Source organism: Curvibacter lanceolatus ATCC 14669, assembly GCF_000381265.1.
Lineage (GTDB): Bacteria > Pseudomonadota > Gammaproteobacteria > Burkholderiales > Burkholderiaceae_C > Curvibacter > Curvibacter lanceolatus.
On the sequence record NZ_KB906257.1, the window covers coordinates 104,289 to 125,977 of the forward strand.

The 21,689-nt window shown below is 65.6% G+C and carries 19 protein-coding genes; 7 read left to right on the plus strand and 12 right to left on the minus strand.

The genetic code is table 11. The features are described 5' to 3' along the window. The first annotated feature begins 40 nt into the window (after positions 1–40). Together F624_RS0110975 and F624_RS0110980 are read left to right on the plus strand one after the other, a co-directional pair. Complete coding sequence (locus F624_RS0110975) at positions 41–1,387, plus strand: MFS transporter (RefSeq protein ID WP_031254719.1); 1,347 nt, start codon at positions 41–43, stop codon at positions 1,385–1,387. Between the two features lie 83 nt (positions 1,388–1,470). Then, complete coding sequence (locus F624_RS0110980) at positions 1,471–2,655, plus strand: PA0069 family radical SAM protein (protein WP_019574353.1); 1,185 nt, start codon at positions 1,471–1,473, stop codon at positions 2,653–2,655. A gap of 19 nt (positions 2,656–2,674) precedes the next feature. On the opposite strand, the gene F624_RS0110985 is transcribed toward F624_RS0110980, so the two are convergent. From F624_RS0110985 to F624_RS0110995, 3 genes are all read right to left on the minus strand, one after another. Further along, a complete protein-coding gene (locus F624_RS0110985; RefSeq protein ID WP_169426574.1) occupies positions 2,675–3,673 on the minus strand; it encodes a MipA/OmpV family protein in 999 nt (332 codons plus the stop codon). Between the two features lie 69 nt (positions 3,674–3,742). Then, complete coding sequence (fghA, locus tag F624_RS0110990; RefSeq protein ID WP_019574355.1) at positions 3,743–4,594, minus strand: S-formylglutathione hydrolase; 852 nt, start codon at positions 4,592–4,594, stop codon at positions 3,743–3,745. Positions 4,595–4,611: 17 nt separating this feature from the next. Then, on the minus strand, positions 4,612–5,718 hold the full coding sequence (locus tag F624_RS0110995) for an S-(hydroxymethyl)glutathione dehydrogenase/class III alcohol dehydrogenase (protein WP_019574356.1): 1,107 nt from the start codon (positions 5,716–5,718) through the stop codon (positions 4,612–4,614). A 234-nt stretch (positions 5,719–5,952) separates the two neighbouring features. On the opposite strand from F624_RS0110995, the gene F624_RS0111000 reads away from it, so the two are divergent. Further along, a complete protein-coding gene (locus F624_RS0111000; protein ID WP_019574357.1) occupies positions 5,953–6,951 on the plus strand; it encodes a GlxA family transcriptional regulator in 999 nt (332 codons plus the stop codon). Between the two features lie 81 nt (positions 6,952–7,032). Here the strand turns inward: F624_RS0111000 and F624_RS0111005 are convergent, their stop codons facing one another. The 7 genes from F624_RS0111005 to F624_RS0111035 form a co-directional block, all read right to left on the minus strand. Continuing rightward, positions 7,033–8,343 (minus strand): citrate synthase, encoded by a 1,311-nt coding sequence (locus F624_RS0111005; protein WP_019574358.1) that lies wholly within the window; start codon positions 8,341–8,343, stop codon positions 7,033–7,035. A gap of 64 nt (positions 8,344–8,407) precedes the next feature. Continuing rightward, positions 8,408–8,725, minus strand: a complete 318-nt coding sequence (locus F624_RS0111010; protein ID WP_019574359.1) for an FAD assembly factor SdhE — start codon at positions 8,723–8,725, stop codon at positions 8,408–8,410. 10 nt (positions 8,726–8,735) lie between these two features. Further along, positions 8,736–9,440 (minus strand): succinate dehydrogenase iron-sulfur subunit, encoded by a 705-nt coding sequence (locus F624_RS0111015; protein WP_019574360.1) that lies wholly within the window; start codon positions 9,438–9,440, stop codon positions 8,736–8,738. Between the two features lie 25 nt (positions 9,441–9,465). Continuing rightward, complete coding sequence (gene sdhA / locus F624_RS0111020; protein ID WP_019574361.1) at positions 9,466–11,274, minus strand: succinate dehydrogenase flavoprotein subunit; 1,809 nt, start codon at positions 11,272–11,274, stop codon at positions 9,466–9,468. Between the two features lie 3 nt (positions 11,275–11,277). Next, a complete protein-coding gene (sdhD, locus tag F624_RS0111025; protein WP_019574362.1) occupies positions 11,278–11,643 on the minus strand; it encodes a succinate dehydrogenase, hydrophobic membrane anchor protein in 366 nt (121 codons plus the stop codon). A gap of 20 nt (positions 11,644–11,663) precedes the next feature. Beyond that, positions 11,664–12,095, minus strand: coding sequence for a succinate dehydrogenase, cytochrome b556 subunit (sdhC, locus tag F624_RS0111030; RefSeq protein WP_019574363.1), 432 nt, complete (start codon positions 12,093–12,095; stop codon positions 11,664–11,666). A gap of 140 nt (positions 12,096–12,235) precedes the next feature. Beyond that, a complete protein-coding gene (locus tag F624_RS0111035) occupies positions 12,236–13,021 on the minus strand; it encodes a GntR family transcriptional regulator (RefSeq protein WP_031254723.1) in 786 nt (261 codons plus the stop codon). Positions 13,022–13,236: 215 nt separating this feature from the next. On the opposite strand from F624_RS0111035, the gene F624_RS0111040 reads away from it, so the two are divergent. The 4 genes from F624_RS0111040 to acnB are packed head-to-tail and all read left to right on the plus strand — an operon-like array spanning position 13,237 to position 18,465. Then, positions 13,237–14,223, plus strand: coding sequence for a malate dehydrogenase (locus tag F624_RS0111040; RefSeq protein WP_019574365.1), 987 nt, complete (start codon positions 13,237–13,239; stop codon positions 14,221–14,223). 14 nt (positions 14,224–14,237) lie between these two features. Further along, positions 14,238–15,230 (plus strand): aldolase/citrate lyase family protein, encoded by a 993-nt coding sequence (locus tag F624_RS0111045; protein WP_019574366.1) that lies wholly within the window; start codon positions 14,238–14,240, stop codon positions 15,228–15,230. A gap of 21 nt (positions 15,231–15,251) precedes the next feature. Then, complete coding sequence (locus tag F624_RS0111050; protein WP_019574367.1) at positions 15,252–15,815, plus strand: hypothetical protein; 564 nt, start codon at positions 15,252–15,254, stop codon at positions 15,813–15,815. A gap of 58 nt (positions 15,816–15,873) precedes the next feature. Further along, a complete protein-coding gene (gene acnB, locus F624_RS0111055) occupies positions 15,874–18,465 on the plus strand; it encodes a bifunctional aconitate hydratase 2/2-methylisocitrate dehydratase (RefSeq protein ID WP_019574368.1) in 2,592 nt (863 codons plus the stop codon). A 148-nt stretch (positions 18,466–18,613) separates the two neighbouring features. On the opposite strand, the gene F624_RS0111060 is transcribed toward acnB, so the two are convergent. Together F624_RS0111060 and F624_RS0111065 are read right to left on the minus strand one after the other, a co-directional pair. After that, positions 18,614–18,997 carry a DUF3597 domain-containing protein gene (locus F624_RS0111060; RefSeq protein WP_019574369.1) on the minus strand — a complete coding sequence of 128 codons (384 nt, stop codon included), beginning with the start codon at positions 18,995–18,997 and terminating at the stop codon, positions 18,614–18,616. Positions 18,998–19,110: 113 nt separating this feature from the next. Beyond that, positions 19,111–21,327 carry a molybdopterin-dependent oxidoreductase gene (locus F624_RS0111065; protein ID WP_019574370.1) on the minus strand — a complete coding sequence of 739 codons (2,217 nt, stop codon included), beginning with the start codon at positions 21,325–21,327 and terminating at the stop codon, positions 19,111–19,113. Positions 21,328–21,689: the final 362 nt, after the last annotated feature.

Here is a 21,689-nt window from a genome sequence, read left to right on the forward strand (position 1 = left end):
CCAGGCCAACACGCGGGCCTGGCCTGTCCAAGGAACCATCTTGTCCAAGTTGCCTACCCTCGATCTTGTCGAGGTCATCGAGCAGTCGCCGCTCGGCTTTCGCCGGCTGGTGATCTTCTTTCTGATCTTTCTTTTCATCACCATCGAAGGTTTTGACACCGCCGCCATCGGCTTTCTGGTGCCTTCGATGGTCAAGGCCTTTCAACTGAGCAGCACCGAGGTGTCCGGCCTGTTTGCCGCCGGCATGGGGGGGCTGCTGCTCAGCTCTTTTGTGGGCGGCATGCTGTGCGATGTGTATGGCCGCAAACGGGTCAGCGTGATCAGCGTGCTGATCTTCGGCGTGGCCTGCATCGGCGTCGCCCTGTCCAAAGGCTACACCGAGCTGATGCTGTGGCGCTTTGCCACCGGTGCGGGCATTGGCGCGGCCCTGCCGGCCTTGTCCACCCTGTGCGCCGAGCTGACCCCGGCGCGCTCGCGCTCGACCATCCTGGCCATTGTCTTCAGCGGCTTTCTCACCGGCTCGGTGCTGGCCGGCCTGGTCACCGGGGCTTATCTGCACCAGGTGGGCTGGGAGGGCATCATGCTCATCGGTGGGGTGGTGCCGATTGCCATGATCGTGTTGCTGGCGGCCTGGATGCCCGAGTCGCCGCGTTACATGGCCTTGCGCCCGCAACGGGCGGCTGAGGTGCCAGCGGCCATGGACAGGCTGTTTCCGGGGCGTGAGTTCACGCGCACCGACTTCGTCAGCCACGAGAACCCGCAGGCCGGCCCCAAGGCCCGGGTGACCGAGCTGTTCCGGGGGCGTTTTGCGGCGGTCACGCTGGCGCTGTGGGGCATGAACTTCACCGTGCTGCTGAGCTTCTACACCATTGCCAGCTGGCTGCCTTCGCTGCTGAACCTGGGGGGTATCGAGCCGGCCCAGGCCTCGAAGCTGGCCTCGAGCTTCCAGATCGGTGCCTTGATCGGTTCGGTGAGCACGGCGCTGGCCCTGCGCCGGCTGCGGCCCGCGGTCTGGTTGGGCACGGTGTTCGTCCTGGGGGGACTGACCACCTGGGGACTGACGGCGGCTGTGGGCACGCCCTGGTTTGTGCCGGTGACGCTGCTGAGCGGCTTTTGCGTGGCCGGGCCGGTGGTGGGCCTGCAGGCCGTGGCGGCTTCGGTCTACCCGACCTACATGCGGGGCGCCGGCGTGGACTGGGCCGCCACGCTGTCTCGCGTGGGCTCGCTGACCGGGGCCAGCATGGTGGGCATCATGATCAGCGGCGGTCTGGCCATGCCCGACATCTTCCGGCTGATGCTGGTGCCGATGCTGCTGGCTGCGGCCTGTGCCTGGTTTCTGCAGCGGGGCATGAGCGGGCCGGTGAACATGGGGGCGGGCGGGCATTGAGCTGAACCCCTGCCTGCGCCAGGGCTGACCGCGGGTGGAGGCTTTCCGATAAACTGTATAAAAATACAGTTATTGGAGCCTTCATGGACGATTTCAGCCCGCCCCCCACCGTGCCCAGGCCTGTGCAGCTGCTGAAGGGGCGGGGCGTGTCCAGTGCGGTGGCCCATCGCTTCAGCAAGGACCAGCGCGAGTGGGCGGATGATGGCTGGGTGGGCATGGCGGGGGGTGAACCCGATCCCACCCGGCCCGCCACCGAGGTGATCCGCGAAGCCGCGCGCAGCGCGCTGAGCCGCAACGATTCGCCCGACATCGCTTTTGACCAGGCGATCAACCCCTACCGGGGCTGCGAGCACGGCTGCAGCTACTGCTATGCGCGGCCCACCCACAGCTACCTGGGGTACTCGCCGGGCCTGGATTTCGAGACCAAGATCGTGGCCAAGCACAACCTGCCCGAACTGCTGGAGCAGGCCCTGTCACGGCCCACCTACCAGGCCCGCATGACCAACCTGGGCTCGGCCACCGATTGCTACCAGCCGGTGGAGCGCGAGCTGCGCCTGACACGGCGCGTGATCGAGGTCTTGCAGCGGCACCAGCACCCGTTCTCTCTGATCACCAAGGCCAGCCTGGTCGAGCGCGACCTGGACCTGCTGGTGCCGATGGCGCGCCAAGGCCTGGTGGCGGTGTATGTGACCATCACCACCCTGGACGCCGAGTTGGCGCGCCGCCTGGAGCCCCGGGCCGCCTCGCCGCAGCGGCGCCTGCGCACGATCCGCACCCTGGCCGAGGCCGGCGTGCCCGTGGGGGTGAGCGTGGCGCCGCAGATCCCCTTCCTCAACGAAGACATGGAGCAGGTGCTGACGGCCGCCGCCGAGGCGGGCGCTCGCTCGGCCTTCTACACCGTGCTGCGCCTGCCCTGGGAGCTGCGCGAGGTGTTCACCGAATGGCTTCAGCTGCACTACCCGGACCGCGCCGCCCGCGTGCTGGCCCGCTTGCGCGACCACCGTGGCGGGCAGGATTCGGCCGGCGACTTCTCGACCCGCATGAAGGGCCAGGGCCTGTGGGGCGATCTGCTGAGCCAGCGCTTTGACCGCGCCTGCACCCGCCTGGGGCTGAACCGCGATCGGGTGGAGCTGGACCTGTCGCGCTTCCTGCGCGACCCCGAGCAGGCCTTGCGCCAACCCGGCTTGTTTGACGATGAGCCGCTGCCGACGCCGCGTCGGGTGGCGGGCACCGTGCTCGATGTGTGTGCCGATCGGCCCCGGTTTTGAGCCGCAGTGGCGCCAGCGCTCAGCGGTAGCGGTAGGCCACCCCGAGGTTGGCAGAGACACCGTTCGGGCGCTCCGTCAGCGGGCTGGCGCGCGCCGGGCCGCGCAATTGGGTGCCCCCCACGCCGCCATACACCAGCCATTGCGGTGTGAGGGCGCTGGTGAAGCTGATGCCGATCGAGCGGCTGTAGAAGCCGGCCCCGGCCTGGTAGGCGGGCAGTGACGAGGCACCGGCGGGCACGCCGTAGTGGCTGTTCATGTAGGTGCCATTCCCCCAACTGGTGCCTCCGCCGAGCACCAAACGGGTGCGCGGGGTGACTTGCCAGGTGTAGCTGAGCGAGGTGTCGACCTGGCTGCCAGCGTCGCGGCCCAGCAGATCCTGCGTCAGGCCGGTGCCCACGGCCCAGCCATAGCCCAGCGCCAGGCCCAGGCCGAGCCGCCCCGTGATGGTGCGCCGCACATCGGGCAGGCCGCTCAGGCGCGGGTCGTCGGAGGCGCTGCGCCCGTTGTCAAAGCCCAGCGAGGCATTGAGCTGCAGGTCGCGCAGGCTTAGCAGGGTGGCGGTGGCGCCGGAACCGCCCATTTCCGCGCCATAGCCCAGCAAGGCATTGGCCCCGCCGGTGCTGAGCTTGAAGCGCCCGTAAGACACCAGCCAGACCGGGCTGATGCGGTGCCGGTTGCCGGCCGCGCCGGAGTAGTTGGGGCTGCTGCGCAGGCCGGCGCCCAGCAGGTAGCTGAGGCGGGGTTCGGGCGGCTCGAAGCCCACGCCGGGTGTGCGGGCCTCACCGGCCAGGGTAGGGGTGCTGGCCGTCGATGAGGGCGCTGGCGCCGCATCGGTGGTGGCCAGGGTCAGGTCCAGGGGCTGGGCCGAGGGGGCCACCTTGGTGGCCTCCTGAGCCAGCGTTGGCACGGGCGCCACGCCGATCAGCACAGCCAGCAGCGCGTCAACGCGCCAAGTGGCTTTGGTGCAGGCGCGCTGGGACGGGAGGGGGCAAGGGCTGAGCGGTCGTTCTGGAGGCATGAAACGCATTATGGAGGCCGGCTCGGCCGGCCCCATGTCTTGCGTCAAACCCCGGTGTGCGTGAGCGTCTCAGGCGCAGAGCGTGGCAGCGTGGTGGCGCAGGTGGTCTTCGATCACGCTGCTCACAAAGTAGTAGCCGTGGTCATAGCCTTCATGGCGGCGCAGTTGCAGCCCCTGGCCGACCTGGGCGCAGGCCGCCTCGAACAGGTGGGGGTGCAGTTGCTCGGCCAGGAAGTTGTCGGCCAGGCCCTGGTCGATCAGGATGCTCTGCGGCAGCAGCGGGGCCTGACGGGCGCTCATCAGTTCGGTGGCGTCGTGGCCGGACCAGTGCTGCCGGTCGGGGCCCAGGTAGCCGGTGAAGGCCTTCTCGCCCCAGGGGCAGCGGGTGGGGGCGCAGATCGGCGCCAGGGCCGACAGCGAGCGGAAGCGCCCTGGGTGGCGCAGCGCCAGGGTGAGGGCGCCATGCCCGCCCATCGAATGGCCGGTGATGCCCACGCGCGTGACGTCCAGCCCCGGCAGCGTGCCCAGCAAGGGCAGCAGTTCGTCGAGCAGGTAGCTTTCCATGCGCCAGTGGGTGGCCCATGGCGCCTGGGTGGCGTCGAGGTAGAAGCCAGCCCCCACCCCGAAATCCCAGGCCTCGGCCTCGCCCGGCACACCGGCGCCGCGCGGGCTGGTGTCAGGCGTGACCAGGGCCAGGCCCAGTTCGGCGGCCACGCGCTGGGCACCGGCCTTGATCATGAAGGTCTCTTCGGTGCAGGTCAGCCCGGCCAGGTAGAGCAGCACTGGCACCGGGCCGGTCTCGGCCTGGGGCGGCAGGTAGACCGAAAAGCGCATCGGCAGGCCGATGGTGCTGGAGGCATGGCGGTGGTAGCGCTGCACGCCACCGAAGCAGCGGTGCTGGCTGAGGGTTTCCAAGGTCATGGTGGGGCTCGGCAGACTCAGTAGAGGACCACGCCGCGGATCGACTCGCCGCGCTTCATCAGGTCAAAGCCCTTGTTGATGTCTTCCAGCGGCATGGTGTGGGTGATCAGGTCGTCGATGTTGATCTTGCCCTCCATGTACCAGTCGACGATCTTGGGCACGTCGGTGCGGCCGCGGGCGCCGCCGAAGGCCGAGCCTTCCCACTTGCGGCCGGTGACCAACTGGAAGGGGCGGGTGCTGATCTCGGCACCGGCCTCGGCCACGCCGATGATGATGCTGCGGCCCCAGCCCTTGTGCGTGCATTCCAGGGCCTGGCGCATGACCTGGGTGTTGCCGATGCATTCAAAGCTGTAGTCGGCGCCGCCATCGGTCAGTTGAACAATGGCATCGACCACGTTCTCGACCTCCTTGGGGTTGATGAAGTGGGTCATGCCGAACTGGCGGGCCATCTCTTGGCGGGCCGGGTTGATGTCGACACCGATGATCTTGTCGGCGCCCACCATCTTGGCGCCCTGGATCACGTTCAGGCCGATGCCGCCCAGGCCGAACACCACCACATTGGCGCCGGCTTCGACCTTGGCCGTGAACAGCACGGCACCGATGCCGGTGGTGACGCCGCAGCCGATGTAGCAGACCTTGTCGAAGGGCGCGTCTTCGCGGATCTTGGCCAGCGAGATCTCGGGGGCCACGGTGTAGTTGCTGAAGGTGCTGGTGCCCATGTAGTGGAAGATGGGCTTGCCGTCCAGGCTGAAGCGGCTGGTGGCGTCAGGCATCAGGCCCTTGCCTTGGGTGCCGCGGATCAGCTGGCACAGATTGGTCTTGCGCGACAGGCAGAACTTGCACTGGCGGCATTCGGGGGTGTAGAGCGGGATCACGTGGTCACCCTTCTTGAGGGTGGTCACGCCCGGGCCCACATCGACCACGATGCCGGCGCCCTCATGGCCCAGGATGGCCGGGAAGATGCCTTCGGGGTCGGCGCCCGACAGGGTGTAGTAGTCGGTGTGGCAGATGCCGGTGGCCTTGATCTCGACCAGCACTTCGCCAAACTTGGGGCCTTGCAGGTCAACGGTTTCGATGGTGAGGGGCTGGCCAGCTTGCCAGGCGACGGCGGCACGCGTTTTCATGGGGGGCTCCGGGGGGGGAAGTTCAGAAATAAGAGGGGACTGGTGGCGCACTCTACCGAACTCGGCCCCTGTTGCGGGGGCCGGGGTGGAAGTGCCGCACAATTTGGCCGCTGCCATCGCTAGATTGGCCGTCGGCCATCTTCAGGGGCGGTGGTGGCGAGGCGTGCCTGCGTCCCGTGCCTTCCCTTTCAAGCTGTTCTGACCTGTTTCGACCTTTTCACGTGTTTGTTGCCCATGTCATCCCTGCCCGCTTCGCCCCCTTTCACCGTGGACATCGTCGTCTACCCCGGCTTCAAGGCGCTGGAGGCCGTGGGGCCGCTGTCGGTCTTTGACTACGCCAACCTGCACCTGGCCCGGCGTGGGCTGGGGCCGGGTTACCAGGTGTCGGTGGTGGCCGAGCAGACGGGGCTGGTGCGCTCGGACACCGTCATGGCCCTGGAGGCCACGCGACAGGCCGGTGCGGGCCCGGAGCCTGATGTGGCCCTGATCGTGGGCTCGCGCCACATCGAACAGGCGCTGGAGGCCTCACCCGGTCTGGTGGCCTGGGCGGCCCGCACGGCCCCCCAGGTGGGGCGCATGGTGGCCTTGTGCTCGGGCTGCTTCTTTCTGGCGGCGGCCGGCCTGCTGGATGGGCGGCCCGCAGCCACCCACTGGAGCGTGACCGAGTTGCTGCGCCAGCGCTATCCCAGGGTGCAGGTCGACCCGGATGCGATCTATGTGCGCAGCGGCAAATTCTGGACCTCGGCCGGGGTGACGGCCGGCATCGATCTGGCCCTGGCCCTGGTCGAAGAGGATTTTGGCCATGCCCTGGCCCTGGAGGTGGCGCGCGATCTGGTGATGTACCTCAAGCGCCCGGGCGGGCAGTCGCAGTTCAGTGTGCACCTGGCCAGCCAGGCCACGCGCCACCCGGGCATCCGCGAGGTGCAGGCCTGGGTGCTGTCGCACCTGGATCAGCCCATCACCCTGGCCGCGCTGGCCTCGCAGGCCGCGATGAGCGAGCGCAACTTCCGCCGAGTGTTTGCGCAGGAGTGCGGGCAAAGCCCGTCCGAGTTCATCGAGACCGCGCGCCTGGAAGGGGCCCGGCGTCTGCTGGAGGAGGGGGCAGGCCTGCCGGTCAAGGCGGTGGCGGCGCGCGTGGGCTTCCAGTCGGAGCAGGCGCTGCGGGCCTTGTTCATCCGCCGGCTGGGGGTCACGCCCCAGGCCTACCGCGAGCGCTTTGGCGAGGCCCCATGAAAAAAGCCCGCCAGGGTGGCGGGCTTGGGCAGGCTTGGGGCCTTCAGGCACGGGCCACGGGGGTGGCCGGTGCCGGGGTCATCAACGTTGGCCCAGGGGCTTGACGTCGCGGCGGGGCGAGCCGGTGAACAGCTGACGCGGACGGCCGATCTTGTACTCGGGGTCGCCGATCATTTCGTTCAGCTGGGCAATCCAGCCCACGGTGCGGGCCAGCGCGAAGATGGCGGTGAACAGGCTGACCGGGATGCCGATGGCGCGTTGCACGATGCCCGAGTAGAAGTCGACGTTCGGGTACAGCTTGCGCGACACGAAGTAGTCGTCCGACAGGGCGATGCGCTCGAGTTCCTTGGCCAGCTTGAACAGCGGGTCGTTTTCCAGGCCCAGGGCTTCCAGCACTTCGTTGCAGGTTTCCTGCATCAGCTTGGCGCGCGGGTCGTAGTTCTTGTACACGCGGTGACCGAAGCCCATCAGGCGCACGCCCGAGTTCTTGTCCTTCACCTTTTCCATGAACTCACCGACCTTGGCCACGCCGCCCATGGCCTGGATTTCTTCCAGCATGTTCAGGCAGGCTTCGTTGGCGCCACCGTGGGCAGGGCCCCACAGGCAGGCCACGCCGGCAGCGATGGCTGCGAACGGGTTGGTGCCCGACGAGCCGCACAGACGCACGGTCGAGGTGGAGGCGTTTTGCTCGTGGTCAGCGTGCAGGATGAAGATGCGGTCGAGGGCGCGCTCGATCACCGGGTTCACCTTGTACTCTTCGCACGGGGTGGCGAACATCATGCGCAGGAAGTTGCCGGCGTACGACAGATCGTTCTTCGGGTACATGAAGGGCTGGCCCACGCTGTACTTGTAAGCCATGGCGACCAGGGTCGGCAGCTTGGCGATCAGGCGGATGGCAGCGATCTCGCGGTGCTCAGGGTTGTTGATGTCGGTGCTGTCGTGGTAGAAGGCCGACAGACCGCCCACCAGACCGGTCAGCACAGCCATCGGGTGTGCATCGCGGCGGAAGCCACGCAGGAAGAACTGCATCTGTTCGTTCACCATCGTGTGCTGGGTGACACGGTTGGTGAAGTCGGACTTTTGCGTGGCGTTCGGCAGTTCACCGTACAGCAGCAGGTGGCAGGTTTCCAGGAAGTCGCAGTTCACGGCCAACTGCTCGATGGGGTAGCCGCGGTACAGCAGTTCGCCCTTGTCGCCATCGATGTAGGTGATGGCCGACTGGCACGAGGCTGTCGACAGAAAGCCCGGGTCGTAGGTGAACATGCCGGTCTGCGCGTACAGCTTGCGGATGTCGATGACGTCCGGACCGATGTTGCCGTGGTAGACCGGCAGGTCGACGCTGGGGCTGCCGTTGCTGAACGACAGGGTGGCTTTATTGTCAGCTAGCTTCATATGCACTTTCCTAGAGTAATTTGCCCGTCTTGGGTGGGGGCTCTGCCAGGCCTCTGATGAGGCCTCAGGGGGTCAGCAGGGCCAATACTGCACGCACTTCTTCAGTGTCCAATGCCTCGGCCAGCGGCTTGCGGCGCAGCAGCAGGTCGAGCAGATCGTTGTCTGCCAGGTCCATCAAGGCATACATGCCCCGGGCGTGGCCCACGGTGAGGTGGGCGCCGTGCCGGGTGAAGAACTTCTCGATGAACAGGTCGTTTTCCAGCAGGCCGCGGCGGCAGCGCCACTGCAGCTTGCTGTAGGCACGTTCACCCAAGGGTTCGTCGGCGGCCCGCTGGGCGAGCTCGCCGTCATCTCCGAGGTGACTGGGCAGATCAAGAGTCATGCCAGAACCATCAAACGGCCCGACGGACCATCAGTTCCTTGATCTTGCCAATCGCCTTGGTCGGGTTCAGGCCCTTGGGGCAGACATCGACGCAGTTCATGATGGTGTGGCAACGGAACAGACGGTACGGATCTTCGAGGTTGTCCAGGCGCTCGGTGGTGGCTTCGTCGCGGCTGTCCGCGATGAAACGGTAGGCCTGCAGCAGACCGGCGGGGCCCACGAACTTGTCGGGGTTCCACCAGAAGCTGGGGCAGCTGGTCGAGCAGCTGGCGCACAGAATGCATTCGTACAGGCCGTTGAGCTCTTCGCGCTCTTCAGGCGACTGCAGGCGCTCTTTCTCGGGCGGCACGTTGTCGTTGATCAGGTAGGGCTTGATCGAGTTGTACTGCTTGAAGAACTGGGTCATGTCCACGATCAGGTCGCGAATGACCGGCAGGCCGGGCAGCGGCTTGAGCGTGATCACGCCCTTGAGCGTGTTCATGTTCGTCAGGCAGGCCAGACCGTTCTTGCCGTTGATGTTCATGGCATCAGAGCCACAAACCCCTTCACGGCAGGAGCGGCGGAAGGCGATGCTGGGGTCTTGGGCCTTGAGCTTGATCAGGGCGTCCAGCAGCATGCGCTCGTGACCGTCGAGTTCGATCTCGATAGTCTGCATGTAGGGCTTGGCATCCTTGTCCGGATCGTAGCGGTAGATCTGAAAAGTACGTTTCGTCATATCGTGGGCTTTCGTGCGGGACGGATCAGAACGTGCGGACCTTGGGCGGCACGGATTCGACGGTGCGCGGCTTCAGGTTCACGGGCTTGTAGGTCAGGCTGTTGGAAGCGCTGTGCCACAGGGTGTGCTTCATCCAGTTGGCGTCGTCGCGGCCCAGCGGCGCGGTGGGGTGATCGGCAGGGTGTTCGTAGTCGTCCACGGTGTGGGCGCCACGGCATTCACGGCGGGCGGCTGCCGAGACCATGGTGGCCTGGGCGGCTTCGATCAGGTTGTCGACTTCCAGCGCTTCGATGCGCGCGGTGTTGAACACCTTGGAGTTGTCGGCCAGACCGACGCTCTTGGCGCGTTCACGCAGTTCGGCGATCTTGACCACACCGGCGTCCATGCTGGCCTGGGTGCGGAACACGCCGGCGTGCTGCTGCATGGCGGCGCGGATGTCGTTGGCCACGTTCTGGGCGTATTCGCCGCTCTTGGCGTTGTCCAGGCGGTTCAGGCGCTCCAGCGTGTAGTCGGCGGCATCGGCCGGCAGCGGCTTGTGCGACTTGGTGCGGCTGGCGAATTCGACGATGTGGTTGCCGGCAGCGCGGCCGAACACCAGCAGGTCGAGCAGCGAGTTGGTGCCCAGGCGGTTGGCGCCGTGCACCGACACGCAAGAGCATTCACCCACCGCGTACAGGCCATTGACGACCTGGTTGTGAACATCGGCGTTCTGCACCACGACCTGGCCATTGACGTTGGTCGAGATACCGCCCATCTGATAGTGGATGGTGGGCACGACCGGGATCGGCTCGCGGGTGATGTCGACGTTGGCGAAGTTCACGCCGATCTCAAACACCGAAGGCAGGCGCTTGTGGATGGTTTCGGCACCCAGGTGGTCCAGCTTCAGCAGGATGTAGTCCTTGTTGGGACCACAGCCACGGCCTTCCTTGATTTCCTGGTCCATCGAACGCGACACGAAGTCACGCGGGGCCAGATCCTTCAGGGTGGGCGCATAGCGCTCCATGAAGCGTTCGCCATTGCTGTTGAGCAGAATCGCGCCTTCGCCACGGCAGCCTTCGGTCAGCAGCACGCCAGCACCGGCCACGCCGGTGGGGTGGAATTGCCAGAACTCCATGTCCTGCAGTGCGATGCCGGCACGAGCGGCCATGCCCAGGCCGTCGCCGGTGTTGATGAAGGCGTTGGTGGACGCCGCGAAGATGCGGCCGGCACCGCCGGTGGCCAGCAGCACGGTCTTGGCGTGCAGCACGTGCAGGTCGCCGGTTTCCATTTCGAGGGCGGTGACACCGACCACGTCGCCTTCGGCGTCGCGGATCAGGTCCAGGGCCATCCACTCGACGAAGAAGCTGGTCTTGGCCTTGACGTTTTGCTGGTACAGGGTGTGCAGCATGGCGTGACCGGTGCGGTCAGCAGCCGCGCAAGCGCGTTGCACCGGCTTTTCGCCGTAGTTGGCGGTGTGGCCGCCAAAGGGGCGCTGGTAGATGGTGCCGTCCGGGTTGCGGTCGAAGGGCATGCCCATGTGTTCGAGGTCGTACACGACCTTGGGCGCTTCCTGGCACATGAATTCGATCGCATCCTGGTCGCCGAGCCAGTCGGATCCCTTGATGGTGTCGTAGAAGTGATAGTGCCAGTTGTCTTCGGACATGTTGCCCAGCGAGGCGCCGATGCCGCCTTGCGCCGCCACGGTGTGCGAGCGGGTGGGGAACACTTTGGACAGAACGGCCACATTCAGGCCAGCGCGGGCCAGTTGCAGCGATGCGCGCATGCCGGAGCCGCCGGCCCCCACGATGACGACGTCAAACTTGCGGGTGGTGATGCCAGATTTCGAGTAAGTCATTTTTTACAGTCTCCACAGGATTTGAATCGCCCAGCCAGCGCAGCTGACGAGCCAGACAATGGAGAAGATTTGCAGGGTGAGACGGAGACCGACGGGCTTGACGTAGTCCATGAAGATGTCGCGCACACCGATCCAGACGTGGTAGAGCAGGGCGATGATGACCGAGAAGGTCAGGGCCTTCATCCACTGGGCCGAGAAGATGCCGGCCCACTTGTCGTAGCCGATGGGGCCGGAGCCCAGAAGCACCTGCGCCAGCAAGATGATGGTGAACAGGGCCATCAGGCCGCCGGTGATGCGCTGGGCCAGCCAGTCGCGCAGACCATAGTGAGCACCGACGACGATGCGCTTGGAGCCGTAGTTGACGGACATGGGTTGTTGCTCCTGTGTAATCAGTAGAGGCCGAACAGCTTGGCGCCGAGCACCAAAGTGAGGGCGATGCTCAGGGTGAGGGTCACGAGCGCGGAGCTCTTGCCGAACTCTTTGCTCACGGCGTGGTTCACATCCATGTAGAGGTGACGCAGACCGGCGATGAAGTGGTGCAGGTAGGCCCAGATCAGGGCCAGAGCCACCAGCTTGATGAAGGCGCCCGGAACAAAACCAAGGCCGCTGTTGAAGGCGGCCTTGAACTTCGAAAACGAAATTTCGGAGGAGACGGAAACGTCAAACATCCAGATGATGAAAGGCATCAGCAAGAACATGATGACGCCGCTGGCGCGGTGAAGAATCGACACCCAACCGGCCGGGGGCAGGCGGTAGGTGGTCAGGTCCTTGAAGGCGTTGATGTTGCGGAACTCTGGCCGCTTTTTTGCGAGTTCGGACATTGGATGTGCTTTCGTGGATGTAACTGCTCTGTAATTTCGTAAATGCAAACGCCCCAAAATTCTATTGCAACGCAGCAATGGGGGGCTTGGGACGGCGCCTATTTTCGACGTTTCTCATCAAGTTGGTGCAGCTTCTTTCTTTAGTTGAGTTCGTTCCTGTAGTGATGGGTGTCGGTGCGGTAAAGACCGCGCCGCAGTTCCATGGGGGTGTTGTTGTAGGTGTAGGCCACGCGTTCCACGCTCAACAGGGGTGTTTGCGGGCTGATCTGCAGCAAACGGGCCTGTGTTTCGTCGGGCAACACGGCCTTGATTTTCTCTTCGGCGCGCACCATGCGAACGCCAAACTCAAGCTCGAACATGGCGTAGGTGGCGCCCTGAAACTGAGCCAATTGCTCGGCTGTCAGGCCCTTGAAAGCCTGCCCGGGCAACCACAGATCTTCGAGGATGGTGGGCACGCCACCAAAGGAGAGGATCCTGCGCACTTGCAACACAGCGTCCCCGTTGCGCAGCGCCAGGGGGCGCGCCACTTCGGCGCTGGCGCGGGCGCGCTTGCACTCGATGATGGTGCGCTGCGCCGGGCCTTCGGCCGCGATGTCACCGACATCGGGCTTGAGCTTCAGGAATCGGTACTGAACGTGGTGCTCGGCATGGGTGGCCACGAAGGTGCCCTTGCCCTGGCGACGCACCACCAGGTTGTCGGCCGCCAGCTCGTCGATGGCCTTGCGCACCGTGCCCTGGCTGACGCGGTAACGCGCAGCCAGATCCATCTCGCTGGGGATGGCCTCGCCGGGTTTCCAGTCGCCCGCTTGCAGGCTTTGCAGGATCAGGCCCTTGATCTGTTGGTACAGCGGGCTGAAGGCGGGGGTGACCATGCCGCCGGCGTCCGGGGGACTGGCGTCGGGTAGGCTCAGCGAGGGCGGTGGCATGGTGGTGTCGGGTGGCATCGGGCTTGGCGTGGTCCGCGTGATTTTTCAACGTGGCGCGGGTTCGCATCATATCTTATATAAGACATAAGACAAATTGACCGAGGTGCTGTAACGAGAGTACACTCTTGTGCTGTTTCGCAGGCTCGGACGCTAGTTCCTGGGACAGGTCCAGCACTGTGGCGACACCCGTTTTACACAACCTCCTGGAGTTCCTCATGAGCAAAAAGCCCGTCCGTGTTGCCGTTACTGGCGCCGCAGGCCAAATTGGTTACGCCCTGCTGTTCCGCATCGCCTCCGGCGAAATGCTGGGCAAGGACCAGCCGGTGATCCTGCAATTGCTGGAAATCCCCGACGAGAAGGCCCAGAACGCGCTCAAGGGCGTGATCATGGAGCTCGAAGACTGCGCCTTCCCGCTGCTGGCCGGCATTGAAGCCCACAGCGACCCGATGACCGCCTTCAAGGACACCGACTACGCCCTGCTGGTGGGTTCGCGTCCGCGCGGCCCGGGCATGGAACGTGCCGAGCTGCTGGCCGTCAACGGCGCCATCTTCATCGGCCAGGGCAAGGCCCTGAACGCCGTGGCTTCGCGCAACGTCAAGGTGCTGGTGGTCGGCAACCCCGCCAACACCAACGCCTACATTGCCATGAAGTCGGCCCCGGATCTGCCGGCCAAGAACTTCACCGCCATGCTGCGCCTGGACCACAACCGCGCTGCTTCGCAACTGGCTGCCAAGACTGGCAAGGCCGTGTCGGACATCGAAAAGTTGGCCGTGTGGGGCAACCACTCGCCCACCATGTACGCCGACTACCGTTTCGCCACCATCGGTGGTGAGTCGGTCAAGGCCCTGATCAACGACGAAACCTGGAACCGCGAAACCTTCCTGCCCACCGTGGGCAAGCGTGGCGCCGCCATCATCGCCGCCCGCGGCCTGTCGTCGGCTGCCTCGGCCGCCAACGCCGCCATCGACCACATGCGCGATTGGGCCCTGGGCACCAACGGCAAGTGGGTCACCATGGGCATCCCGTCGGATGGCTCTTATGGCATCCCCAAGGACGTCATGTTCGGCTTCCCGGTCACCACTGAAAACGGTGAGTACAAGATCGTTCAAGGTCTGGACATCGACGCTTTCTCGCAAGAGTGCATCGACAAGACCCTGAAGGAACTGACCGACGAGCAAGCTGGCGTGGCCCACCTGCTCTGATCGGACTGCATTCCGTGAAGAAGCATCCGCGCGACGTCTTGCTGGAAGCTCAGGCCCAACGGGGCCTGCTGCCGGTCTGTGACCATTACAGCGGCGTTGAGCTGCGGATGCGCAAAAGCCTGCAGCTGCAGGCAGAGATGACCGAGCGCCTGGGCACCTGTGTCTTCGACGTCACCCTTGACTGCGAAGATGGCGCCCCGGCCGGTGGCGAGGCAGACCATGCCGCGCTGGTCGCCGAGCTGGCCCTGGGCGCTGCGCCCGGCGCCCGCGTGGCGGCTCGAGTCCACCCGGTCGACCACCCCTCTTTTGACGCTGACGTGCAGACCATCGTGGGTCGCGCCGGAGCCCGCCTGTGCCATGTGATGGTGCCCAAGGTGGAATCTGTGCAAGACGTTGAGCGCGCAGCCCGTGCCCTGGCGGCCGCGGGTCATCCTGATCTTCCGCTGCAGGTGCTGATCGAGTCGCCTGCTGCGGTCCACCGAGCCTTCGACATCGCGGCCTGCCCTCAGGTGCAGTCGCTGAGCTTCGGCCTGATGGACTTCGTTTCGGCCCACGCGGGCGCCATCCCCTCGGCGGGCATGGGGGCGGCTGGGCAGTTCACCCACCCGCTGGTGGTGCGTGCCAAGCTCGAGATCGCCTCGGCGGCCCATGCCCACGGCAAAGTGCCCTCGCATTGTGTGGTCACTGAATTCAGCGACATGGCCGTGATGCGTGCCGCCGCCCAGAAGGCCTCGCGCGAGTTCGGCTACGCCCGCATGTGGAGCATCCACCCCTCGCAGATCCAGCCCATCCTCGAGGCCTTTTCGCCCGATGAGCGAGAGATCGAGACCGCAACGCGCATCATCGTGGCGGCTGAGGCCGCTGATTGGGCCCCGATCAGCCACGCCTCGCAGCTGCATGACCGCGCAAGTTACCGTTATTTCTGGCAAGTGCTGGAGCGCGCCCACCAAACCGGCTGCGCCCTGCCTGCCGAGGCGCAGGCGTATTTCGCGCCTGCCCACCCTTGACCGACCCCGGGAGTTACAAGCATGAAACATCTGATCGCAGCAGCCCTGATTCTGGGTGCCAGCACCCTGGCCCTGGCCCAGAACCCGACGGCTGACACGGCCCACAAGGCCCACAGCGAAAAGAGCGCCAAGGCCAAGGCCAAGCCCAGCGCCAGCCGCACCGAAATCAAGAGCACCGCCAAGAACATGGCTGCCGGTGTGGAGGCCGCCGAGGCCGCCCTGTCGCCCGAAGAGCTGGCCCTGGCCGACCGCGTGCACACCGGCCGCATCCCTTGCGAGCTGGGCGCCTACGTGACCGTCACGGCCGACGACAAGGCCCCCGGCTACTTCAACGTGGTGGGCAAGGGCTTCAAGTACCGCATGTCGCCGGTGGCGAGTCGCACCGGTGCTCTGCGCCTGGAAGACGAGAAGGCTGGCGCCGTGTGGATCCAGATCGCCAACAAATCGATGCTGATGAACCAGAAGCTGGGCCAACGCCTGGCCGACGAGTGCATGAGCCCGGAACAGGCCATCGTGGCCGACAGCCTGCGCAAGAACCCGGCCCCAAGCTTGCTTGATGCCCCGGCCACTGCGCTGGCCAAGTGAACTTCAGATTTTCAAAAACCGCCCCACTATCCCCTTAGTGAACTGACAGGAGAACAACATGTTGCAAGCCTACCGCCAACACGCTGCCGAACGCGCAGCCCTGGGCATTCCGCCCCTGCCGCTGGATGCGAAGCAAGTCGCCGACCTGATCGAGCTGATCAAGAACCCGCCGGCGGGTGAAGACGCCTTCCTGCTCGACCTGCTGACCCATCGCGTGCCACCGGGCGTGGACGATGCCGCCAAGGTCAAGGCCAGCTTCCTGGCTGCCGTGGCCCATGGCGACCTCGCTGTGGCCCTGATCTCCAAGGCCAAGGCCACCGAGCTGTTGGGCACCATGGTGGGCGGCTACAACGTGCACCCCCTGATCGAACTGCTGGACGATGCTGAAGTGGCTGCTGTGGCCGCCGAAGGCCTCAAGAAGACCCTGCTGATGTTCGACTTTTTCAACGACGTGGCCGAAAAGGCCAAGGCCGGCAACGCCAAGGCCAAGGAAGTCGTGCAGAGCTGGGCTGACGCCGAGTGGTTCACCACCCGCCCCGAAGTCGAGAAGAAGATCACCGTCACCGTGTTCAAGGTGCCTGGCGAAACCAACACCGATGACCTGTCGCCTGCACCCGACGCCTGGAGCCGCCCGGACATCCCGCTGCACTACCTGGCCATGCTGAAGAACACCCGTCCTGACGCGGCCTTTACGCCCGAGGAAGACGGCAAGCGCGGTCCGATGCAGTTCATCGAAGACCTCAAGAAGAAGGGCAACCTCGTGGCCTACGTGGGCGACGTGGTGGGCACCGGCTCCAGCCGCAAGTCGGCCACCAACAGCGTGATCTGGGCCACCGGCCAGGACATCCCCTTTGTGCCCAACAAGCGCTTTGGTGGCGTGACCCTGGGCGGCAAGATCGCCCCCATCTTCTTCAACACCCAAGAAGACTCGGGCTCGCTGCCGATCGAAGTCGATGTGTCCAAGCTCGAAATGGGCGACGTGGTCGACATCCTGCCTTACGAAGGCAAGATCGTGAAGAACGGCGAAACCGTCTCCGAGTTCAAGCTCAAGAGCGATGTGCTGTTTGACGAAGTGCGTGCCGGTGGCCGTATCAACCTGATCATCGGCCGCTCGCTGACCGCCAAGGCCCGTGAATTCCTGGGCCTGGGTGCTTCCACCCTGTTCCGTCTGCCGCAGGCACCTGCCGCCACCAATGCTGGCTTCACCCTGGCCCAGAAGATGGTTGGCCGCGCTGTCGGCCTGCCCGAAGGTCAAGGCGTGCGCCCGGGCACCTACTGCGAACCCAAGATGACCACCGTGGGCTCGCAGGACACCACCGGCCCCATGACCCGTGACGAGCTGAAGGACCTGGCTTGCCTGGGCTTCTCGGCCGACCTGGTGATGCAGTCCTTCTGCCACACCGCAGCCTACCCCAAGCCGGTGGACGTCAAGACCCACCGCGAACTGCCGGCCTTCATCAGCAGCCGCGGCGGCGTGGCCCTGCGCCCGGGCGACGGCGTGATCCACAGCTGGCTGAACCGCCTGCTGCTGCCTGACACCGTCGGTACCGGTGGCGACTCGCACACCCGCTTCCCGATCGGTATCTCGTTCCCGGCCGGCTCCGGCCTGGTGGCCTTCGGTGCCGCCACCGGCGTGATGCCCCTGGACATGCCGGAATCGGTGCTGGTCCGCTTCAAGGGCCAGATGCAACCCGGCGTCACCCTGCGTGACCTGGTGCATGCCATCCCGCTGTACGCCATCAAGTCCGGTCTGCTGACCGTGGCCAAGGCCGGCAAGAAGAACGTGTTCTCGGGCCGCATCCTCGAAATCGAAGGCCTGCCTGACCTCAAGGTCGAGCAAGCGTTCGAACTGTCCGACGCCTCGGCCGAACGCTCGGCTGCCGGCTGCACCATCAAGCTCAACCCTGAGCCGATCAACGAATACCTCACCAGCAACGTGGTGCTGATGAAGAACATGATCGCCGACGGCTACGCCGATGCCCGCACCCTGCAACGCCGCATCGAGAAGGTCGAAGCCTGGCTGGCCCAGCCCAACCTGCTCGAAGCCGACAAGGACGCTGAATACGCGGCCGTCATCGAGATCGACCTGGCCGACATCAAGGAGCCGATCGTCTGCTGCCCGAACGACCCGGATGACGCCAAGTTCCTGTCCGAAGTGGCCGGCACCAAGATCGATGAGTCCTTCATCGGTTCGTGCATGACCAACATCGGTCACTTCCGCGCTGCAGCCAAGCTGCTGGGCGGCCAGCGCGACATCCCCGTCAAGATGTGGGTGGCCCCGCCGACCAAGATGGACCAGACCGAGCTGATCAAGGAAGGCCATTACGCCGCCTTCGGCACCGCCGGTGCCCGCACCGAAATGCCGGGCTGCTCGCTGTGCATGGGCAACCAGGCCCAGGTGCGCGAAGGTGCCACCGTCATCTCGACCAGCACCCGCAACTTCCCGAACCGCCTGGGCAAGAACACCAACGTGTTCCTGGGCTCGGCCGAACTGGCCGCCATCGCCTCCAAGCTGGGCAAGCTGCCCACCGTGGCCGAATACCACGAAGCCATGGGCATCGTGAACAAGGACGGCGCCTCGATCTACAAGTACCTGAACTTCAACCAGATCGAAGAGTACGCAGAAGTGGCCAAGGGCGTGAGCGCCTGAGGACCCAGGGCCTGAAAAGGCCTTGTTTCAGCCTCGCGGCTGAAACGCTTTTTCCAAAAGAAAGCCCCGCCGGATGACTCCGGCGGGGCTTTTTGTTTTTGTCAGCCTGGCGACCCCAGGTTTCGCGAGGAGCGCGCTGTGGGGCTGATCAGTGCAGCAGTTCTGCCGGCACATTGCCCCCATTGGCCGCCAGCTTTTGCAGCACCGTCTTGTGCAGCCAGATGTTCATGGCGGCCGAGTCGCCCATCCGGTCGGCCGGGCAGCCCAGCTCGGTGGCGAGGGCCTTGCGGGCGGCCAGGCTGCTGTCCAGCCCCAGCAACTTCATCAGGTCGACGATGGAGACCTTCCAGTTGAGCTTTTCAGCGTGGCTGGCAGCCAGTGCCTCCAGTTGGCCCAGGACGTCGACCTCGCTGATGGCCGTGGGGCCTGCGGCGGGCGCCGGCGCCGTGGGGGCGCTGGGCGCTTGCTCGGCGGCGGCCACAGCTTGTTCGCCGAAACCCAGTTTGGAAAGAATGCTGCTGAAAAAGCCCATGGAGAACTCCCGGTGTTGAATGAAACCCGGTTGTAACCTCGCCATGTGACGGCATGTCGGGTCTGCGAGAGCCAAAGTGTGACAAATACCTCCGAAGCGGTGCCGACGAAGGCTCAGGCGGCCACGAGGTTGACGGCCACCCCACTCAAGACCGAATTGCCCGACAGCGGGTCGCGTCTTTGTTCGTCCAACAGAGCATTCAGGTTGACCCCAGGGCGCTCGGCGGCCAGGTTCAGGCGCGTGCCCGCTTGGTCATGCCCCCAGCCGTGCGGCAGGCTGACCACGCCGGGCATCATGGCGGCACTGAGCTGCACAGGCACCAGCAGGGCGGTGGCGGGCCGGTCGCTGCGGCTCAGGCGGGCCTGGCTGCCGTCTTGCAGGCCCAGGCGCTGCGCGTCGCTGGGGTGGACCAGCAGGGTGCAGCGCTCGGGCCCTTCGGCCAGGATGGGCAGGTTGTGCATCCAGCTGTTGTTCGAGCGCACGTCGCGCCGCCCGATCAGCGTCAGGGCCGGGGCGGGTTCATGCAGGGCGGCCGTGGCGCGCTGCAGGTCTTGCATCAGCGCCGGCGGCGTCAGGTCGATGCGGCCATCGGGTGTGCGCAGCAACTCGGGCAGGCGGGGCTGCAGCTCACCCAGGTCCAGCCCGGCCGGGGCGGCCCGCACCTGGTCCAGGCTCAGCTTGTAGGGGCCGCCGCGCAAGGCCAGGTCCAGCAGGCGGTCCGGGCCCAGGAGGTGGCCGCTGGCGGCGCGGGCGGCGTCAGCCAGCTCGGCGGGCAGGCGCTTCAGCTCATCGGCAAAGTATTGGTCATCCAGCGTCTGGCTGTCCTGGGAGCCTTGCGCGCCCTGGGCGATGGCGGCCAGCCGCAGCAGGCTTTGCCATTCGGCCGGCTGCCCCGCGGGACGCTGGAAGATCGGCGCGCTGTAACGCGCGTGGTTGCGCCACGAGAGCTGAGGGAAGGGCACGTCGTAGTGCAGGTCTTCGAGCGGCGAGGGCGCGGGCAGGATCACATCGGCATGGCGCGTGGTCTCGTTGAGGTAAATGTCCAGGCTGACCATGAAGTCGAGCTGCCCCAGGGCCTTGGACAGGCGCTCGCCGTTGGGCGCCGAGAGCACCGGGTTGGTGGCGATCGTGATCAAGGCCCGCACAGCCCCTTCACCCGGGGTGTCGATTTCTTCGGCCAGGCAGCTGATGGGCAACTCACCCATCACCTCGGGGGCCGCACTGACGCGGCTGCTGAAGCGGCCTAGCTTGACCCCGCGGCCCTGTCCGGCGGGGCCTGCCGTGTTGGCGGCAAAGGCGGCTGCCTTGGGGAACATCGAACCCCCCACCTGGTCGAGGTGGCCGGTGAGCAGGTTCAACAGGTCGATCAGCCAGGTGGACAGGCTGCCGAAATCCTGCGTGCAGGTGCCGATGCGGCCATACAGCACCGCGCGCGGTGTGCTGGCCAACTCGGTGGCGAGGCGGGCGATGGTCTCGGCCGGCAGCCCACAGCGTTCGGCCACCACCTCGGGGGCAAAGGGGGCCACCGCCTGGCGCAACTCATCCAGCGATCCGATCAGGCCTTCGGCCGCGCCGGCCCGTGCCAGGCCTGACTTGAACACGGTGTGCAGCATGCCCAGCAGCAGGAAGACGTCGGCGCCAGGGCGGATGAAATGGTGCTCATCGGCCAGGGCCGCGGTTTCGCTGCGGCGTGGGTCGATCACGATCAGTTTGCCGCCACGCGCCTGCAGGGCCTTGGCTTTGCCACGGAAGTCGGGCACGGTCCACATGCTGCCGTTGCTGGCCACCGGGTTGGCCCCCAGCACCAGCAGCCAGTCGGTGCGGGTGAGGTCGGGCACCGGCACGCTCATCCAGTGTCCGTACATCAGCCCGCTGACCACATGGCGTGGCATCTGATCGAGGGTGGCGGCGCTGAAGATGTTGCGCGTGCCCAGGGCCTTGAGCAGGCGGGGGTAGTACAGCATCAGCCCGATCTTGTGGGCGCTGGGGTTGCCGGCCACGGCCGCCACGCTGTGCCGCCCGTGGCGCGCCTGGACGGCCTGCAGGCGCTGCTCGATCTCGGCATAGGCCTCTTCCCAACTGGCGGGCTCGAATTGGCCGTTGCGTTTGATCAGGGGCTGGCGCAGGCGGTCGGGGTCTTCGTGCAGGTCTTTCAGGGCGGCGCCTTTGGGGCAGATGTAGCCTTGGCTGAACACATCGTCGGCATGGCCGCTGATGCGGGTCACGTGCCCCCCGCTGACCTTGATTTCCAGGCCGCAACAGGCCTCGCACAGCGGGCAGATGCGGTGATGGGTGGTGGTGGTCGTGTTGGCGGGGCTTGTCTCAGTCATGGTGGGCGCTCGGTAGGCTCTTGATCGGGGTCATGCTGCCCCAGCGCTGGCGGCGGCGCGATCACACCCGCGACAGGCCGTGTTCAATCGCTTTTGCTGGGTGGCTTGAGCCGGCGCCACGAGCTTGTCGCCAGCTTGTCACATTCGTCCACAGCTTCTGTGGACAACTTTGTGGGTGAGTGCATGAACAAGCTGCCAAAGCCTTTACTGGTGCGGCTTTCAACAGGCTGCTTACTGTTTAAGCAGGGTTAACCCTGTGTTGAAAACTGCGAATTTTGCTACCGAAATAAGAGCAAAAAAGGCCTGCGAAGCAGGCCTTTTCGGGTGGTTGGAGGGTGGATCTGTGCTATGCGCGTCAGCGC

Bases quoted from the DNA above. Each gene is read 5' to 3' on its own strand.
- F624_RS0111015 (WP_019574360.1), bottom strand. From the start codon at position 9,440: ATGACGAAACGTACTTTTCAGATCTACCGCTACGATCCGGACAAGGAT.
- F624_RS0111050 (WP_019574367.1), top strand. From the start codon at position 15,252: ATGAAACATCTGATCGCAGCAGCCCTGATTCTGGGTGCCAGCACCCTG.
- F624_RS0110980 (WP_019574353.1), top strand. From the start codon at position 1,471: ATGGACGATTTCAGCCCGCCCCCCACCGTGCCCAGGCCTGTGCAGCTG.
- sdhA (WP_019574361.1), bottom strand. From the start codon at position 11,274: ATGACTTACTCGAAATCTGGCATCACCACCCGCAAGTTTGACGTCGTC.
- F624_RS0111010 (WP_019574359.1), bottom strand. From the start codon at position 8,725: ATGACTCTTGATCTGCCCAGTCACCTCGGAGATGACGGCGAGCTCGCC.
- F624_RS0111035 (WP_031254723.1), bottom strand. From the start codon at position 13,021: ATGCCACCGCCCTCGCTGAGCCTACCCGACGCCAGTCCCCCGGACGCC.
- F624_RS0110985 (WP_169426574.1), bottom strand. From the start codon at position 3,673: ATGCCTCCAGAACGACCGCTCAGCCCTTGCCCCCTCCCGTCCCAGCGC.
- F624_RS0111065 (WP_019574370.1), bottom strand. From the start codon at position 21,327: ATGACTGAGACAAGCCCCGCCAACACGACCACCACCACCCATCACCGC.
- sdhD (WP_019574362.1), bottom strand. From the start codon at position 11,643: ATGTCCGTCAACTACGGCTCCAAGCGCATCGTCGTCGGTGCTCACTAT.
- F624_RS0111000 (WP_019574357.1), top strand. From the start codon at position 5,953: ATGTCATCCCTGCCCGCTTCGCCCCCTTTCACCGTGGACATCGTCGTC.
- F624_RS0111060 (WP_019574369.1), bottom strand. From the start codon at position 18,997: ATGGGCTTTTTCAGCAGCATTCTTTCCAAACTGGGTTTCGGCGAACAA.
- F624_RS0110995 (WP_019574356.1), bottom strand. From the start codon at position 5,718: ATGAAAACGCGTGCCGCCGTCGCCTGGCAAGCTGGCCAGCCCCTCACC.
- sdhC (WP_019574363.1), bottom strand. From the start codon at position 12,095: ATGTCCGAACTCGCAAAAAAGCGGCCAGAGTTCCGCAACATCAACGCC.
- acnB (WP_019574368.1), top strand. From the start codon at position 15,874: ATGTTGCAAGCCTACCGCCAACACGCTGCCGAACGCGCAGCCCTGGGC.
- F624_RS0111005 (WP_019574358.1), bottom strand. From the start codon at position 8,343: ATGAAGCTAGCTGACAATAAAGCCACCCTGTCGTTCAGCAACGGCAGC.
- fghA (WP_019574355.1), bottom strand. From the start codon at position 4,594: ATGACCTTGGAAACCCTCAGCCAGCACCGCTGCTTCGGTGGCGTGCAG.
- F624_RS0111040 (WP_019574365.1), top strand. From the start codon at position 13,237: ATGAGCAAAAAGCCCGTCCGTGTTGCCGTTACTGGCGCCGCAGGCCAA.